Below are 16,744 nucleotides of genomic sequence, written 5' to 3'. Positions count from 1 at the left end.
GCCCCTTATGCTTGGCCTTCGGCGGGCACTAGGCCGAGTTCGACGGGATCGGGAACCGTCGTCGCGAAAATGTCGAGATAGTTCCGCCGTTTCAGGGGCGATGCTTGGCCGAGCTTTTCGACTTTCTGAGAAACCGTCTCCTTGAGGCGTTCAGCGCTAGGTTTCAGGCTTTCTTCAGCAACCTTAATTCGCGCGTCGATACCCGTTACGTCCGGTGTTGCCTCCGCTTCGTTTCCAGACCCGCCACTCGACGCCGCTTTATCGCGTTTCGGTTTCGGCAGGCTGGCTTTGTGATTTACGGTGCGAGCTGCGGACGCCTTTGTTGCCGGCGCCGGTTTCACGGTCGGAGCGATAGTTGGCATCGCCTCAGCGCGATTAACTGGTGATGAGATTCTCTTTTCGGAATCAGCCATCCCGGTAGTCGGGGCCCCGACATCTTCGGCCGGCTGGCCTGCCCGGTTGTAGTCGTCGGTCAAAGCCGGAACCGGCTGTACCGGGAGATATTCGATCGGTGGCACATCCGGCATGTGCGTCTGCGAAAAGGCTTCAGCGGACTTGAACGGCTGTGTCTCGAAAAAGCGCAGCTTGTCGCCGAAGATCGGGCGCTGGCCTTCAATAAGTAGGACCATCTTTGTCTCCGGCATCTGCCGGATTTCCTGCGGCATCATCAGGTCACGTTCACGGATTTGTTCGACCTTCGTGCGCCTTGGCAGGCCGAAGAGCTCGATCGTGCGGGACTCCGACTGGTAGCGGATGGTCCGCTTGCCGAGCGCACGGGATGCATAGTCGGCGGTCGCCTGATCATTCGCGCCTAGAATGAGCTGATAACCACAATTGCCGAGCAGCGAATGCCGGGAGGTTTCGCCGTAAATCTCGTCGAGATTCTTCAAGTCCTGAATGATGATGGCGAGCTTGATCTTGTACCCTGCCACATAGGGCAGCTTGATCATGATTTCGTCCATCTTCTTCAACTGCCGAAATTCGTCGAGCAGGAAGTAGACCGGCAGTGAGTTCGGATCGTGCTCGAGGGTGAGAATGTCCATTGTCTGTTGCACGAACAGCGTCAGGAGCGGTTTGAGCAGCGTGATATCCGTGATGTTGGGCGCGAGGTAGACAGAGATCGGCCGGCGCTTCATCGCACGGAGATCCATGTCGGTGACGTTCGTCGCGGCGACGATACGTTCGTTCTTGAATGGCCGCATGGCCTTCTGGATGTCGAGCAAAGCCGAAGCGGCGGCGCGCTCGGAAAGGGCCAGATAAGCGTTGAAGCTTTCCAATGTGAATTTGGACAGGTACGGCTCTTTTGCCTTGATGAATTTCACCAGCGCTTGCAGGTCGACGCCGCTGTTGAAGAGCGAGTTGACCTCACCGAGATTGCGCCGGCCGTTGTAAAATGGGCTTTCCAGCACATAGCTGATAGCGCCTGCCATGACCTGTTGAGCGGTCGCCTGCCACACCGAGTTTTCGGATTCGGTATTTTCGGGAACGAGAATGCTCGCCGTGTTCTGGATGTCGGTCGTACGATTTCCCCGTTCCTGGCGAATGAAGTCGAGAGGGTTGTAGCGATTGGTCCTCTCCGCGCCTGGCGCGAATAGGTAGACCTGGCTGCCGTTTCGCCGGCGATAGCCAGCCGTCGCCTTGAAAATCTCTCCCTTGAGGTCGGTAACAATCATCGACCCTTCATGCATCAGAGCATTGGGGATGACATAGCCGGCGCCTTTGCCCGATCGTGTCGGCCCGATGATCAGATGATGGCGATCATCCTTGGTGCGCAGGATTTTGCTGCCGATGCGGCCAAAGACATGGCCGGCTTTGCGAAACCACTTGCCGCGACGCAGAGAGGAGATGTCCTGAAAGGCCGCGTCACCGAGTGGGCTGCCTTGCGGCCGAAGGCCGGTGTAAGCGACGAGGCCGCCTGCGAGCAGGGCAGGGACGAGCGACCCGATCGCCACCATCTGCAATGTGGTGTTGCTCTTGTAGAGCCAGAGTTGCTGCAATGGTGCGAGTGGATTGGCGGTGATCGTCGCTTCGAGAATGCGGCCGTCACGGAAAAAAATCTGCAGGCCGAGGCCATAGGCGAGGATCCAGACTGCAAACACGATTCCGGTGCAGAAGAGCAGGTAAAAGGCCTTCAAGCCTTGGCTCATGATTCATCCCTGCCAAAGAAGATTGCCGACACGCCGCGCTTGCCCCCGTCGCGGCGCAGCTGGATGACGATCGGGATGACCATCTGAATGTACGACATCAGATCGGCCTTGGAATAACCTGACGACATCCCAGCCTGTTGCATCATCATGGCAAGTTGCTCGTAGGCACCCATCGGAGTGTCGGCATGGACAGTAGACATGCTGCCGGGGTGTCCGGTGTTGATCGCTCGGAGGAACGAGAAAGCTTCGGCGCCGCGGATCTCGCCGACAAACAAGCGATCGGGGCGCATGCGAAGCGATGCTTCAAGCAGGCTTTGAATCGTCACATCAGCCGTGCCCTGATCACCCTTTGAGGCGAGGAGGTGCACTTTGTTGGCCTGGGGCGGAAACAGTTCGCGCGTGTCTTCCAGCGTCAGAATGCGTTCATTGGCATCGATGCTTTTCAAGCATGCGTTGAGAAACGTCGTTTTGCCGGAGGAAGTGCCGCCGCTGATCAGGATCGACACCCGTTTCGTGATCGCCGTGTGGATGAAGTCATAGATACGGCCGGCGCGCAGATGGGCAATCAAGTCGCGATCGATGTCACTTAGGCCGCCGACAGCGACTGATACTTTGTCGAGTGAACCGCTGTCGCGATACTCCTCGAGCGTGAAGTTGTTGACCACCTGCTTGCGGATCGAGATCGAACCGCCTTCCGGAGCAGCCGGTGGTAGGACGACCTGGATGCGTTCGCCTGTCGGCAGCGCGGCGCTGAGAACGGGCTTGGAGTGGCTGATAAACTGACTTGTCGCGCCGGCGACGCGCTCACCGATGTTCTGGATTTCGGCGGCCGTCAGCTCTTGAATCTGGTGATGCTCCATATGATCGGAGCCGAGACGTTCGACATAGACATGGCCCGGCTTGTTGATCGAAATTTCGACGACGCGCGGGTCTTCCAGGAATGGTTTCAGCGGCGACAGCGCGCGATCGAGAAAATGATAAGGATTGTGGGCTCTACCGACGGCGACGTTCACGTTGAATTTCCTTCATCGCTTCGGTGACGGGATCGTCGTACATGGCGCTGAAATCGAGATCCTGTCGGACATACACAAAGATGCGCTCGCCTTGACTAACGCTGATGGTCGGTGGGATGCGGAGATTTTCGCTCAAGGCCTGGTTGGCCATGTCGCTGAAGGTTTGAGCAATCGTATCGCGCGCCAGTTCCTCGCCGCGTTTGGCATCGTCGTTGTTCTTGCCGTACGCCTGGTCGCTCCCGAAGCCGGTCAGGTAGCTGGCGCCGGCGCCAACGATGGAGAGGACGATGGCCGACCCAAAACGTTCGCGCCATTTGTTGTCGACATGGCCGGTGAGACCGGAACGGCCGAGACTGTCGCTTCCGATCGAATTCAGCCGGACGCTCACGCCATCGTCACGGATAAGCCGCGTCCAGATGACGAAGATACGTTTTTGTCCCCTGGTCACATCGGACTGGTACTCACCGATCAGTCGCGTTCCCGTAGTGATCAGGATACGGCGGCCATCGAAGGAATAAACATCCTGAGACGTGATCGCCCGAATCTCCCCCGGTAAGTCGCTGTTGATCGCCGTTTCGAGGATACCGGGAATGAGGGTGCCTTCGGGGATCAAGGCATCAATGCGCTTGAGTTGGGTGGCTTTCGCGCCACGGTCGGCCAGGCTCGATGCGGCAGCGAGGTACTTGCTGTTGCGGTCCTCACCTGCGACCGTAGGGCCGCTGCCATTGGCGCCACCAAGCCTGCCGGCGCCGTCCTCAGCCTTGGCCTGGTCGAGCGAGATCAGTCCTGATTTGTAGCGTTGCGGAAATTCTTCCGGTGGCGGTCCGTCCGCGGGGGGCGGCGCGGCGGCCGGCTCAGCAACCGGAGGCGGCGGCGGTGGAACGTTGAACTCCGTCGTATCGACCCTGGGTTCAGCCGGTTCGGGCGGCGGAGGAATATTGATGATCGCCGGGTTGGGTTGCGGCTCGGGCTTATTCTGCTCGCGCACGAATGACGGTGGACGGAAGGTCGTGGTCCGAAACTCTTCGTCGCCCTGGGTGATGTCATGAGAGGCTTCTTTGGCGGGCGAGAGAACGAAATAGGCAGCGACAACGCCACCGATTAGCAGTGCAGCACCGCCGAGCAGCTGATTGCGTTTGGCATTCTTGTTGGCGATGGCCGTATCGTCGCCGGCAAGCATGGCCTCCAATTCTGGAGATTGCTTCATCAGTTGCCGCTCCTCCAGCGCTTCTTAGCCTGGCGATCGGGAGCCGGGCCGAGGACGTCGGGGTCTGGGGTCCCGAAGTCGGGCTTTCGAAGGTTGAAAATGCACGTCCACTGATCGCCGTCGCGCAGCGTGTATTGAGTGGCGACGCCATCGACGACGAGATATTCGCCCTCCTTGCGAAAATTGCGCAGCGTCTCGGAAAAATCCGATTGAACGGCAAAGATCGCCGGCACGCGGCCGTTGAATTTGAAGAAGGTCTTTTTGCCGTCATCGAAGACCATCGACGGTTTCAGGGCCGCGTCGCCCGAGAACGAGTAGTCAATGTTGACGTTGGCCTTGTCGATGCTCGAAACGTTGGGGTTTGCCGCCCTATATTCTGCCTCTTTGCGCAAGGCGGCGTTCAGATCCTTCTCTGGATAGACGAAGCGCACGCCGAAGACCTTGCGGCCTGCCTCTGGCGCATAATCGTGCAGCTCGATGAAATAAATTCGTTTCGTCGTCACCACGTTCATATTGGTGGTGACGTTCTTGGCGACCGGTTTGACGAACAGGATGTTGCCCTTCTCGGAAGGTGCCACCTGCCAGCTTTCCGTATCGCCGAGCGAGATCGTTTCGAATTTCTCGTCTTCGTCGAAAATGATCATGGTCGAAATGCCGTAGGTGGCATTGACCGTGACCACGTTGTTCGGCTGATAGACGACACTGGTAACGCGCCCGTCGAGGTTGCCCGGACGAGGCGTTTGCGCGCCATGGGCGTGAGTCAGGATGGCGACGGAAAGCGCCGCCGAAAACAGCAGGCGCCTCATCATCCCTCGTCTCCCGGCGTAACCGTTTCCTGGTCGCGGCGGTAGTTGTAGACCTGGAATCCGAGAGGGTTTTCAAACCGCCATTCATTCGTTTCCGGCGTGTCCGTATACCGGTAGCGCACAACCGAAATGTAGTGCCGCACGATCGAATCCGTGTCGGACTTTTCCGTCGTCGAGAACCGGACCAGCGCTGTGCTGGCATTCGAGAACGTCACGGACTTGACGTCGACCAGCACGCGCTTGTTTTTGCCGTAGACTTTGGCCGGATTGTTCCGGTTGGCTGCGCTGTACTGCTCTGCCAACTCGCGTGCCGCATCCCCGGTCGACAGTAGAGCGGCGACGCCGAAGTTTTCTTCGATGGCGAACGGGTCATAGCCCTCGCGCTGGCGGATATAGCGTACCACATTGGCTTGCGTGATGGCTTGCGTCTCTGTCAGAGTCAACGGCTTGGTCAAGCCTGTCTTGACCTCGATATAGCCGGTGTTCTTGTCGACCTCGACGATATATGGCTCGAAGCTTTTCAGCGGGACCAAGAGAACGAGCGCGACGAGTGCCAGCAACGTGATCACTCCGAAAAGCAGCGCCACGAACCATGCAAGCGACCGAGAGCGCTTCGCTTTCTTGACAATCTCCTTTTCCCATCGATCGCCGTCCTGAAAATAGCTCCTCAGAGCACCTTCGTTGTCTGCCATATTGATCCAGCCCTTACTTTGCCTGCCAGCGAGCAGCCTCAGCGAGGCATGCTGTTGTTGGTGATTTTGTTCTGCATGGCAGTGCGCTCATTGGCAGTGCGAATATTGGCGACCATGCCGGATTGGATACGATCGCGTGCTCGCATACCGGCATTGCCGACCACGCCTGCCGCGCCGCGTGCACCGTCGAGTGCCTTCGTTGGAGCCGTCATGCCGACAGCTCTCGCGACATTGCCGATGCCCGCTGAGACGCCGCCAACGATGCTTTGCGCCAACACCTGGATATGGAAAAGTACGAACGCCCCTGCGAAACACAGCAGCAGGAAAGCCGACACGTCGCTGAGCTGCAGCCGGCGTTGGTTCGCTGCATTTGTTACCTTGGTTAGCTCGGGATCCATGGCGGCGATGAGGAAGGCGGCAACCACATAGATGAAAAGCGGTATCAGTGCGTAGAGAAGGACCTGCTGGAACCACGACACCCCGAGGCGTCGCGTCTGCTCGAACAGCATGCAGGCTATGAAGATCGGGGCTGTTCCGACCAGCACCCACATCATCACCTTCGCCAGCAACAGGATCGCCAGCGCGACGGCGATAAAGACCGCGACGCAAAGCATGATGAGAAAGCCGATCATCGACGGCAGAATGGCAAAGTAGCCCGACTGTTCCGCAAACGCCGCCGCTGCTTCATTGGCGGTCTTCCAGATCATCGACAGGCCATTTGTCGGTTCGGTGATGCCGGTTCCCGTGGCCATCAGGATCGCGCGCCCGACATCCTCTGGCGTGTTGTTCAGCCAACTGTAAAACAGCGTGTCGAAATTGCTCCATTCTTTGACGATCAGCAAAATGACCACCATTCGGGCGACACGGCCGATGATTTCGGCAACGCTGACCCTGGATGTTCCCATGAAGAGCTGCAGGCCGTAATAGGCGACATAGGCCAAGAACAGGACGTTGAGCAGCGGCATGATTTCGCCGCCGACAATCCCATATGCCCTTTCCGAAAAGGTTCTTCCGGTGTCTTCAATCCGGTCGAGAAGGTTGCCTAAGAAATCTTCCATTGCCGCCGATTGTCCTTACTGGGTTGCCATCGCCTTTATCGCGGCCGCCGCCGTGGCTGGGTCGCCGTTGACGTACGACATCGGACCGCATTCCTGGCGAGGGTCGGCCGCGTAGGACGTCAGATTTACGGGTCGCTTGCAGGGGGCCGTTTTGCCTTTGACCGTGCCGCAGCCGGCAACGCCGGCAGCGATCACGACCGCGAACAAGGCCTTCACCATGTGTGCAGAGTTAGTTACCACCGTAGGTCAACGCCTTCTTCGAGTTGGAAATGTCGGTAAGCCGGCGCTGGTTATCGGCCTGCAGGGAACCGACAGCACCGTTCATCACGCCGATCAGCTCGTTGATCGTGAGGCCGGCCTGGACCTGCAATTGGGTGTTCTGATCGATCGACCCCTTGATGTCCTGAGCCTGGCCGATGCTCTGTCCCGCTTGCTCAAGGGCGCTCCGGCGCGCCGTCACGGCCTTCTGCGATCCGGTCACAAGGGCCGAAACGCCAAGCACCGTGTTCATCAGCTCTTCATAGGACTTGTCGCTGGAAAAGCCGCTGTTTGACTTGCCAGAGAGGCTTTTCACCAGCTGCAGGCCATTGATGAAGGTGGTCGCGATCTTGCTGATGTCGCCACCCATGCCGCCGAAATTTGGCACACCGCCTGACATGATGCTGTCGAAGGATGGCATGGAGGACACGCTGAAACCGTTGCCAACAGCCAGATTCTGCATCTGGTTGGCGTCACCGCCGCGATCGCCGGTGACGGCCTTCAACGTGTCTTCGACAGTCGACAGGATGTCCTTGTTCGTGTTCAGGATCTTGTCGGTGGTCATGGCCGTTTCCTTGGCCACTTTGAGATTGGCGCCGTCGATGACTGGCACACCTGATGCCCATGCCGCGGAAGCAAAGAGAACCGAACACGCAGTGAGGATAGAGCGCTTCATAGAAGGTCTCCTTATTGAAGCTTGAGTTGCAGGTTGAGGGTGGATTCACGCTCGCGCTTCTGGACACAGGCTTGGTCCGCCGGGCTCCAGGTGAACCCTTCGCGCGGGTCGCACAGACCAGTGGTTTCGCGCGGCATCTCGCCTTTATTTTTGTCTCCAGAGGACTGAGATGAGCCTGACGTTTCAGTCAGCTGCATCGCGTTTCTTGAATTGAACAGGTCAGCCATTGTCGTCCCGAGCAGGATGACCTGGTTCATCATTTCGAGATTGGCGTTTCGCGCACCGGAATTGTGGTCCCAGCTGTCCTGAATGGTTCCAGTGGTCAGGCCGCCGAGCTGCTGCAGCCATGACACGACGTTGGCGCCGCTCTCCTGCGTGGCTTGCGACGTCGCCATGGCGTTGATCGTCGAATCCCGCATGCCAGTGTACGATGTGCTGCCGCCGCCATAGTTGATCGGGATGTTCGCCCCATTCGCCCCACCGAGTGCCGGCAGCCACTGTTGGGTGATCTTTTTGACGTAACCCTGCGTTTCTTTGAACGGCGGGATGCCGCCGTATTTCTGGACGCTGCCGTGACCGGAATTGTAGGCGGCAAGTGCCAGATTCACGTTGCCGCCGAACCGCTTGAGCTGCTGTTTCAGATAGCGGGCGCCGCCACGCAAATTGGACTCGATATTGTAGCGATTGACCCCGAGATCGCTCGCCGTCCCCGGCATCAGCTGTGTGAGGCCGTATGCGCCGGCGCCAGATTGGGCGCACGGATTGAAGCGGCTTTCCTGGTAGACGAGAGCCATAAAAAGGTTCTCGTCGACGCCTTCTTCCCGCGCGACCCTTTTGACCAGGCCGGCGATTTCAGGGTTGGCTTGCGCGGCCGCGGCCGGATCGTCCTTGCGACCTTCCCTGTAGACGGAGCAGGTCACCCCTTTGTTGATCGAATACCGGTCCTTGTCGGTCTTTTCGATTTCGCCGATCTCGTCCTTCCGATCCGTTTTTGTACCGAGGTTTGCTCCGTCGCTGACGGGAACACCGGACGCCATCGCCGGAACGGGGGTGGCGAGTGTTGACACCAGCAAGCCAAGGGCCAGACAATTTCTCATTGGGCCTTCTCCCATCCGCAAAATTCAGCCAGCCACTTTTCCGGCTCGTCGCCGTATTTTCCCCGAAGCGCTGCGCACTCCTCGATCGTCTTCTTTCGGCCCGACAGGACCTTCACCATGTCGGGCATCGACGACAGATCGAGGCGGGCAATGACCGAGTCATTCCCGTGCTTGACGAGAAAAGTGCGCTTCTCGGGCGGGGTGTTTTTGATGAAGTTGAATTCTTTGACCGTCAGGCCGAAGCGGCTGATGTAGCTTTCCTCGTCCGCGCGCGGATTAGGGAAGTGGATGTTGGTTGCCGACTGCTCGATCAGCGTGTGAGACGCCCGGGCCTTGGTGATGTCTGCCGCCGACTGCGTTCCGAAACCGACAATGCCGTTGAGCTTGCGGATGGTTTTCATCTTGTCGACGATGAACGCCGAGAAGGTCTCGTCCTGGAGCAGCTGCCAGCCTTCATCCATGAAGAACATGACAGGATCGCCGTTCAGCAGCTCATCCAGCCGATGGTAGAGGTACATCAGCGCCGGTGTGCGCAACTCCTCATTTGCGAGGATGTTGGTCATGTCGAAGCCAAAGACACGATGCCCTGAGAACGACAGAACGTCGTGCTGAGCGTTGAACAACCATGCCTTTTCGCCGTCGATCCACGGCCGCAGCCGAGCATGAAGGTCGTTGGCGTCTGCGCGAGAGCGACCGATGAGCAGGGTCGACAGGTTCACCAAGTTACGCTCAGCCGCGGGCTCTTGCATGAGCCGAGCCAAGGCCTTTTCGAGTGTGTCTTCGTCTTCCTGGCTAAAGTCGCGACGATCGTTGGCGCGAAGCATTGCCTTTAGCAGCCGCAGGAGAAATTCCCGGTTCGGTCCGGTGTTCTCGAGCTGGAGAGGGTTGAAGCCGGTGGGTGTTTCCGGGGACAGCACCTCGTAGGTGCCGCCAACCGCCCGAATGAAAATCTCCGCACCGCGATCCTTGTCAAAGAAAACTGCCTTGGGCGCGGGATTGATGCGCATCGCCTGGGCAAGCAAGAACGTCAGGCCGACCGTTTTGCCCGAGCCGGTTGGACCAGTGACGAGGAAATGGCCAATGTCGCGTTGGTGAAAGTTGAACCAGTACGGCGTTTGCGAAGTCGTTTCGAGGATCGCGATCGGCAGGCCCCAATGCGCGCCGTCGGATTGCCCCGTCGCGAAATTGTGCATCGACGACAAACCGGCGAAATTGCCGCTCGACAGCAACGCCTTGCGGGCGATGTAACTGTGGTTTCCCGGCAATTGCGCCCAAAAGGCCGCTTCGAGGTTCATATCCTCGCGTAGCCAGTTGATGTTCATGTCGGTGAGGCATGCCCCAAGCTCGGAGACCGCCTTGCTCACGCCCTCCAGATCGCGCGACAGGCACAACAGTGTCAGATGGTGGAAGCCGAAAACGACTTCCTGGTTCATCAGGCTGTTAACTGCGAAATCGATGTCGTGTTCGACCGAGCTACCCGCTTCGTCCGAGGCCTGGATTTGACGCTGCAGGCGGGTAATTCGCTCTTGAGCAATGGGCTTATCCGCGATCGTGAACGATTGCGTCAGAATGAACTCGTGATTGACTTGCAAAAGGCCGTCAAGCATTCCCGGCCCTGTGAAGGGGGGATATTCTTTTACCGACAGAAGCGCGCCGAAACGGCTGTCCTCGTCGACAGCGGCTTGTGCCTGCATGGTCCGCTTGCTGAAATGCAGCCGAGAGGTGCCGACATAGTTGCTGATGCCCATGCGCGGGAGCCGCATCTTACGTGGCACGCCGCAGGTCAGGATAGTGTTGAAGAACTCGCAGGGTTCGGAATAGGGCTCGCCATCGCGGCGAGCGATGCCGAGCGCACGCGCGCCGTATTTCTCGAGCTCGCGCGTGATGTTGGTGACCAGTTCCTCCAGTTCCGTCACGTCCTCGCGTGACTGTTGAGAGCGGCCGTCGCGGCTGGCGTTGTTGAGTATCCGCTTAAGGGTGTGACCGATACCGAGCGCCCCCCGCATGCCTGACCTTACGATGGTCAGGTAGATCTCGTTCGTGAACATGCGCTTGTGGCGCAACTGCTCCATGTAACGCTTGTTGAGCAGGTCGCAGAACGGATCATCAATGGCGCCTCCGATCTCGGTTTCAACCGCGCGGCGAATGACTGTCGACCACAGCGAAAACCGGCTGGAACCGAGCGCGCGGATCATCGTGTTTTGCACGACGGAGCGCATGTTTAGCGTGGCCTGGTCCTCAGTCTGGAAGAACAGGCCATCGAGCTTGATGACGCTGATCAAGGCGCCATTTTCCAAGCCGATCACAGTATCGGAGACATGGCGCAAATAGGGGATATGAGTCGACATTGGCCGCTCGTTGTGAGCGGCCTTCCCAAACCCAAGCTCATCTGTGACGACTTTCAGCATCGGCTATGGTCCGTATGAATTGGTGCCCCAAAAGCTCTTGTTGCGCGTGCGGGGCGTCTTGCGCGACGCAACCTGCATGACGTCGAGGATCTTGTTGTCCCAGGTGCACAGGGTGAAAAGGACGAGGTAGGCGACCGGTGCGGTCAGCAGTGCCCACAAGGAGTTGGAGCCCAACCACCCTATGATCGTGCAACCGACGACGATAACGACGGCCATGTAGGGCACGCCCCAAAGCGTCGGTGAACGGGTCAAGCCGATCACCAACGGCGTGAGGGCAGGCTTTTCGTCCTCGAACTCAGCCATCGCTATTTGCCGACGGCTGCAATCATTTCATCGACGATGGTTGGTGCACCGAAGACCAAACCGATGCCGACGATGACGGCGCCGGCCGTGAACCACGACAGCCGACCGGCGAAGGCGAGGAAACCGAGTCCGATCACTGCAATGATAGCTAGCAGCCGCCCGAACGGTCCGGTGATGAAATCCACGATCATTTGAACGGCCGTCTGCAGTGGCGCGAAGGCGCCGCCGGCGCCGCCACTTTGCGCCAAGGCAAGATCGACGCCGGCCATGTGCACTGCCGCGGCCAATCCAAGAACGGCTGCCAGCTTCCATGCGCCGATCCCCGGTCCCTCAATTGCATTGAACTTCATGACGTTCTCTCCTTCAAAAGTGCATCACTCCACTGACAAACTTGCCGGTCTTCTTCACGGCGATGACCCCGACGTCGCCGTTCTCGCCGCCGTCTGCGATTGTCCCGGATGCCTTGGGCTTTGCCTTCGCCGCCGGCATGGGCAATCCGAGCTGGTAATTGACCACCTTGGCGACGTAGCCGACGGTCTCCCGAAAGGGCGGAATGCCGCCGTACTCGTAGATGCGTTGCTCGCCGCTGTTGTAGGCAGCGGCGACAAGCAGAGGATTTTGGAACTCGTCGAGCAGGACCCGTAGGTATTTCATACCGCCTTCTATGTTCTGCTCCGGATCGCAGATGTCCTCGACCTGGAAACGTTCGGCGATCGCAGGCATTAGCTGCATGGGGCCGCGTGCGCCTTTGTCCGAATTGCGAGTTTGGTCGAAGCCGCTTTCCGCCCAGGCAATCGCCGTGGCGAAAACCTCGTCGACCTTGTGACGCCGCGCCGCATCGACAACCAATTTCTTGATTTCCGAAGGGCTCAGCGGTGACGGACCGCATGCCTGCACGCTTGGCGTGCTGTCTTGATCTGCATTTGCTAAGACATTTTGGGTAATCTGTCCTGTCGGCAGATTACCCATGATGGTATCGTCTGTGGTGCCGCCCTCCGTCGTGTACGCTCGCTTCAGCGCGCCAATATGGGTAGCTGCCTGACGATCCTTTTTGGGTGTCTTCTCTGGTGCGACAACGCCGTCCTCCCTGAGCACGTAATCACCGCCCCTTGTGCCCCATCTAGTATCGAAAATTTGGCTGATGGCAGCGTCAACAGCGTCAGTGGCACTTTCAGCTTGCGCGAAATTACTAACAAAATCGGCGGATTTCTGCGCTTCCTGGGCTATTGCGGCGCCAGCGAGGAGCACATTCAGCAGGATCGGACAAATCAGAGTTCCATTGCCTCCGATACTGCTCGCTCCAGCCCTTTTTGTCATCGCGGCCGCCTCATTTGCGGTGTTGAGATTGTGGCGAAAACCGATTAAGTTCGCCATGGTATGAACCGATTTGGTGTAGCGATACAAGTTTTTGCGCCACACTTAAACCCCAAAAGTGGGATTCGGCATGAACCAATATGGTAAAGGGCTGGAAATGAAACGGACCATCCTTGCTGCATTCGCAGGTTGCGTTATGGCAACGCCGGCCTGGTCGGTCGGCAACGTCAACAAGGACTACATCAAGTCGCTGGCGGCACCGGGCAAGACGGTGCTGGTCGTCGAATACTATGACGGCAGCGGCAAAGCCGTGGACCGAAAGGGCTACGCGTCAGCATCCGGATATGTGGCGGTATCGCCCACGGACTTCCGGGTCGATGGCAAGACCAGTCTTCACCTTTACGGTCTCCAGCCGTGCCAAGGTGAAATGGTCAACAGGAAGGAAGGCTTTACCGGCACTTGCGCCGACTTCGCGCAACAGCAGCTGCAAATCATGCTGAAAAGCCCAAAGGTCATCTTCTGCCGGGCCTTCGTCAGCGAGCAGTCGTCACCGACGCAGAATGCTACCTGCTACGGCTACTATAACTATCCCGGCAGCCTCGATTCGGTTGATATGTTCGAGGAACAGCTTTTGTCTCTTGGCGCGTTGCGCCTGACAAAAAAGCCCGATGGCTCCTATGACCGGCCGGACCTCGCGCAGGCCGAAGATGTCGGCAAGAAAGGGTCCTACGGCATGTGGGCCGATCCGCGAGTGAAAGCCCAATGAAGAGGTTTCCACTCGCCCTTGCGCTCACCGTGGCCGGTGTTGCAACGGCACTTGGTGCGCCTGATGGCTATTTCGACCTGGAGCCGGGGATAACACTGGAAACCGGCGACACTTGGGTCGCCGACGGGCAACGTTATCGCCTCTTTGGCATTCAATCCTGCCTTCGGGGCACCAGGTACACCGACTTGAAGGGGCAAAAGCGCGATTGTGGCGATGCCTCCCTGGCAATTTTTGCTGCCTATATCAAGGACACCAAGCCGGTTTGCGCGCCGGTCGCCGAGACCGCGGACCTAACCTACGTCATCTGCTATGCCACCGTTGGCAAGGATCGCCTCGACCTCGCCACCATGATGATTTCGAGCGGCTACGCCTTCGCTTCGCTCGATGATCAGGGCATGCCACTTCATCCGCCGTACTCCGTGGCCGAGCTGGACGCCCGCGAACGCAAGGCCGGTCTCTGGCAGTTTTCCGATGTTGTGCACCCGGCAGTCCTGTTGGCCAAGACAGCCAACGAGCGCGCCAAGAAGGAGGCGAAGCAATGAAAGCCCAACTCCTCCTGTCGGCTGCAATGCTTGCCCTCACCGCTGAGGTCGTCGAAGCGGCGGATGTCACCAGGAATGAGCCTGTCCGCAAGGTCTACCGGCCAGCCTCAGAACCATCCGCCGCCCAGGTGACCGGGGTGCATCCTGTTCTAGGGGGACGGGTCGCTGTGATGGACGGGCGGACGCTCTGGTACCCTCAGTACGCAAAGAGAGTCCAACTGGCCGACATCGACGCGTGCGAGCTGCCGCAATGGGCACTCGATCCCAAGTGGGAAGACCGCGAGCGCGTGAAGGCCCCTCCACCCGTTCCGTGCGGACCGTTTGCCAAGGCATGGCTTAAACGGACGGTCGGCGACAAGTCGGTGACCTGCAACGTCGTCTCCTACAGAGTCGACGGTACGGCGATCGCGCGTTGCACCACCGGCGCTCGAGATCTTGCCCTGGAAATGCTCCGTGTCGGTTGGGCGCGGGTTGCCTCTCCCTATCCGGTCAATGGCCAATATGCCGCCTATCAGCGTTACGCCATGGCCGCGCGCTACGGCATGTGGGCAACCTACGTGCTCGACATGAATGAATGGCGCCGCAAGGCGGTCGACAAGACGCTAGAGCGCCGGCCGATCGCTGATTTCAATCTGCTGGCCGAACGCGAGAGTGAAATATCCCCGCCTTTTGCCGATGCCCGCAAGCGACCGTTGAGGACAGACCGATAGCTGCCGGACTTCGTCTACGTGCCAGACGCTTCGAAGCGAACCGCTCCACTCTAGCCGCACACCGTCTGTCGTGGGCGATGCCCGCAATTATCATCGAGAGGACCGCCCGACATGAAACACCTGATTTATGCCGCCGGCCTCGCCGGCGCCGCACTCCTTCCAGCCACAGCGGCCAAGGCACAAGACGCATCCTGGGGCTGCCAAGTCCTGCTTTGCGCAGCCTCGCAAAACCCGTCCTGGCATGGCGTGCAATACTGCATCCCGCCGATGATCAAACTTATTGCTGCCATGTCGAAGCCTGGCTTCTCGTGGCCCATCTGCAACGAAGCAAACGCCGGTGCACCGGGTCGTGAGGACTATGCCGATTGCCCCGAAGGCACCAAGATCGGCTACAGCCAATATGGCCGGGACGGAAATCGCGGCGTGCCGGATCGTTGCGTCAAGACCCTCAACACCTGTCAAACGCACCCCGGTCTAAAGGGTCCTGCCAATCAAGCCGGCGTGATTTTGAATCGCCGGGCCCGTGACGGAGAAGACTCTTGCATCAAGGAAATTTCCTTGCAGCGGCCGAGGCGCGCTGATCCCTGGTACTTCGACATTCCGAATGAACAGGGCGTCAAGCAACGCCACTGGTTCAATCTGAATCTCTAGTGGGTCAGATCGATGAACAATGCCGTCCTACTCGCCATAACAGCCGGCGCCGCCCTTGTGGTCGGCGCCGGCGGAACCTGGCTGGTAATTTCACACCCGACTGTCGAGGCAAGGACCGTTCCCAAGGCCGAGCTCACGGCGGCGATAGCCGCTGATCCCTCACTGTGTCCTCTGCCAGTCGTGGAAAAACCGTCAGAGGGTGAGGCCCTGGCTGCCTATCAGAACGCCCAATCCAGCTCACCGTTGGTCTGGGATCGCAACGACACGCCGAAGATCTCGCTTGCCCTTGGCCAGTGCGACAAAAACAACAACGGTCCCGGCGTTGCGTGCATGACCACGGTCAAGATCTCACCCGAGGCACAGCCCCTCAATCGTGTTGTCGGCTTCGCAAGGGCGGCCAACGGCGAATGGGTTGCCACAATCTTCTAGGCCGATACGGAAAGGTGTTCGTAATGGAAGATCAATTTCTCGACTACGTGACGGTCTTCGCAACAGCCGTGGTTTGCTTCGTCATCTCACTCTGCCTTGGCTGGAACTTCCTGGCTGCGTTGCTTTTTGGAATCGTCACCGGCGCGGCACAGGCCGGACTCATCCGCCTAGTGGTGAAATTCTGACGTTCGGTAACCGACACGGACTTCCGTTTGGGTGGTGAGCAGTCGCCCGCTGGGACCAGCACGAATGACGGCCATGCGCCAGGAGCAGTCCTCTCCTGGGTCGCACTCTACACTCTAAATGTCTCGAACGGGGCCGGAAGGGGAATGGCGGCTTCCGAGATGATTTCGCGAAAAACTTGCCGATCCGCAGCGGCCTCCCGTCTGCCATTTGAGTTTGTCTATCGCCGGCGCCCGCGTCCGCAAACTTCTGGAGTAGAATATTAGAATCATATTGCTGGAGCCGCTGGCGGCAGCATAGCTGGCCTGACGCGCTTAGGGTGGTCTGGGTCAAAAAATTCGCGCGTACTGCAGACTTGACCAAGCTGATAGTGCGGAAAAAAGCGGGTCTGCCTTCGTGAAATTTCACTTTTAGACCGTACCATCTGGCTCATTCAAAGTTTTCTTCCCCCAATCATCCATCCAGGCTAGAACGCAGTCACGGG

The 16,744-nt window shown here is 58.7% G+C and carries 19 protein-coding genes; 6 read left to right on the top strand and 13 right to left on the bottom strand.

The window, feature by feature from the left end:
- Positions 1–5: 5 nt before the first annotated feature.
- The 13 genes from EN853_RS23835 to EN853_RS23775 are packed head-to-tail and all read right to left on the bottom strand — an operon-like array spanning position 6 to position 13,069.
- Positions 6–2,147 (bottom strand): type IV secretory system conjugative DNA transfer family protein, encoded by a 2,142-nt coding sequence (locus tag EN853_RS23835; protein ID WP_127861722.1) that lies wholly within the window; start codon positions 2,145–2,147, stop codon positions 6–8.
- Positions 2,144–3,160, bottom strand: a complete 1,017-nt coding sequence (virB11, locus tag EN853_RS23830; protein ID WP_127861721.1) for a P-type DNA transfer ATPase VirB11 — start codon at positions 3,158–3,160, stop codon at positions 2,144–2,146. Before virB11 ends, EN853_RS23835 begins: the two co-directional genes overlap by 4 nt.
- Positions 3,141–4,367 carry a type IV secretion system protein VirB10 gene (virB10, locus tag EN853_RS23825; protein WP_127861720.1) on the bottom strand — a complete coding sequence of 409 codons (1,227 nt, stop codon included), beginning with the start codon at positions 4,365–4,367 and terminating at the stop codon, positions 3,141–3,143. The genes virB11 and virB10 overlap by 20 nt, the downstream gene beginning before the upstream one ends.
- A complete protein-coding gene (locus tag EN853_RS23820) occupies positions 4,367–5,176 on the bottom strand; it encodes a TrbG/VirB9 family P-type conjugative transfer protein (RefSeq protein ID WP_127861719.1) in 810 nt (269 codons plus the stop codon). The genes virB10 and EN853_RS23820 overlap by 1 nt, the downstream gene beginning before the upstream one ends.
- Complete coding sequence (locus tag EN853_RS23815; protein WP_127861718.1) at positions 5,173–5,865, bottom strand: type IV secretion system protein; 693 nt, start codon at positions 5,863–5,865, stop codon at positions 5,173–5,175. The genes EN853_RS23820 and EN853_RS23815 overlap by 4 nt, the downstream gene beginning before the upstream one ends.
- 38 nt (positions 5,866–5,903) lie before the next feature.
- Complete coding sequence (locus EN853_RS23810; RefSeq protein ID WP_127861717.1) at positions 5,904–6,923, bottom strand: type IV secretion system protein; 1,020 nt, start codon at positions 6,921–6,923, stop codon at positions 5,904–5,906.
- Between the two features lie 15 nt (positions 6,924–6,938).
- Positions 6,939–7,142, bottom strand: a complete 204-nt coding sequence (locus tag EN853_RS34760; RefSeq protein WP_127861716.1) for a hypothetical protein — start codon at positions 7,140–7,142, stop codon at positions 6,939–6,941.
- Between the two features lie 10 nt (positions 7,143–7,152).
- The gene (locus EN853_RS23800) at positions 7,153–7,857 is read right to left on the bottom strand and encodes a type IV secretion system protein (RefSeq protein ID WP_127861715.1); all 705 of its coding nucleotides are present in this window, start codon (positions 7,855–7,857) and stop codon (positions 7,153–7,155) included.
- Positions 7,858–7,868: 11 nt separating this feature from the next.
- A complete protein-coding gene (locus EN853_RS23795) occupies positions 7,869–8,954 on the bottom strand; it encodes a lytic transglycosylase domain-containing protein (protein ID WP_127861714.1) in 1,086 nt (361 codons plus the stop codon).
- Entirely contained in the window at positions 8,951–11,362 is a 2,412-nt protein-coding gene (locus EN853_RS23790) for a VirB4 family type IV secretion/conjugal transfer ATPase (protein WP_127861713.1), read from the bottom strand. The genes EN853_RS23795 and EN853_RS23790 overlap by 4 nt, the downstream gene beginning before the upstream one ends.
- A gap of 3 nt (positions 11,363–11,365) precedes the next feature.
- Positions 11,366–11,665, bottom strand: a complete 300-nt coding sequence (locus EN853_RS23785; protein ID WP_127861712.1) for a VirB3 family type IV secretion system protein — start codon at positions 11,663–11,665, stop codon at positions 11,366–11,368.
- 2 nt (positions 11,666–11,667) lie between these two features.
- Positions 11,668–12,015, bottom strand: coding sequence for a TrbC/VirB2 family protein (locus tag EN853_RS23780; protein WP_127861711.1), 348 nt, complete (start codon positions 12,013–12,015; stop codon positions 11,668–11,670).
- Between the two features lie 13 nt (positions 12,016–12,028).
- Positions 12,029–13,069, bottom strand: a complete 1,041-nt coding sequence (locus EN853_RS23775; protein ID WP_348631603.1) for a lytic transglycosylase domain-containing protein — start codon at positions 13,067–13,069, stop codon at positions 12,029–12,031.
- A gap of 67 nt (positions 13,070–13,136) precedes the next feature.
- Between EN853_RS23775 and EN853_RS23770 the strand changes: the two genes are divergently transcribed.
- From EN853_RS23770 to EN853_RS34120, 6 genes are all read left to right on the top strand, one after another.
- Positions 13,137–13,745: a hypothetical protein gene (locus tag EN853_RS23770; protein WP_127861737.1), complete on the top strand. Its 609-nt coding sequence runs from the start codon at positions 13,137–13,139 to the stop codon at positions 13,743–13,745.
- Positions 13,742–14,287: a thermonuclease family protein gene (locus EN853_RS23765; RefSeq protein ID WP_127861710.1), complete on the top strand. Its 546-nt coding sequence runs from the start codon at positions 13,742–13,744 to the stop codon at positions 14,285–14,287. Before EN853_RS23770 ends, EN853_RS23765 begins: the two co-directional genes overlap by 4 nt.
- The gene (locus tag EN853_RS23760) at positions 14,284–14,997 is read left to right on the top strand and encodes a thermonuclease family protein (RefSeq protein WP_127861709.1); all 714 of its coding nucleotides are present in this window, start codon (positions 14,284–14,286) and stop codon (positions 14,995–14,997) included. The genes EN853_RS23765 and EN853_RS23760 overlap by 4 nt, the downstream gene beginning before the upstream one ends.
- Before the next feature lie 111 nt (positions 14,998–15,108).
- Positions 15,109–15,648, top strand: coding sequence for a hypothetical protein (locus EN853_RS23755; RefSeq protein WP_127861708.1), 540 nt, complete (start codon positions 15,109–15,111; stop codon positions 15,646–15,648).
- A 12-nt stretch (positions 15,649–15,660) separates the two neighbouring features.
- A complete protein-coding gene (locus EN853_RS23750) occupies positions 15,661–16,077 on the top strand; it encodes a hypothetical protein (protein ID WP_127861707.1) in 417 nt (138 codons plus the stop codon).
- 23 nt (positions 16,078–16,100) lie between these two features.
- Positions 16,101–16,262, top strand: a complete 162-nt coding sequence (locus tag EN853_RS34120) for a hypothetical protein (RefSeq protein WP_167524594.1) — start codon at positions 16,101–16,103, stop codon at positions 16,260–16,262.
- Positions 16,263–16,744 lie beyond the last annotated feature (482 nt).

It is taken from the genome of Mesorhizobium sp. M1C.F.Ca.ET.210.01.1.1 (assembly GCF_004791585.1).
Classification (GTDB): domain Bacteria; phylum Pseudomonadota; class Alphaproteobacteria; order Rhizobiales; family Rhizobiaceae; genus Mesorhizobium.
The sequence above is the reverse complement of the archived record's forward strand: the minus strand, read 5'-3'. Positions and strand labels throughout refer to the sequence as shown.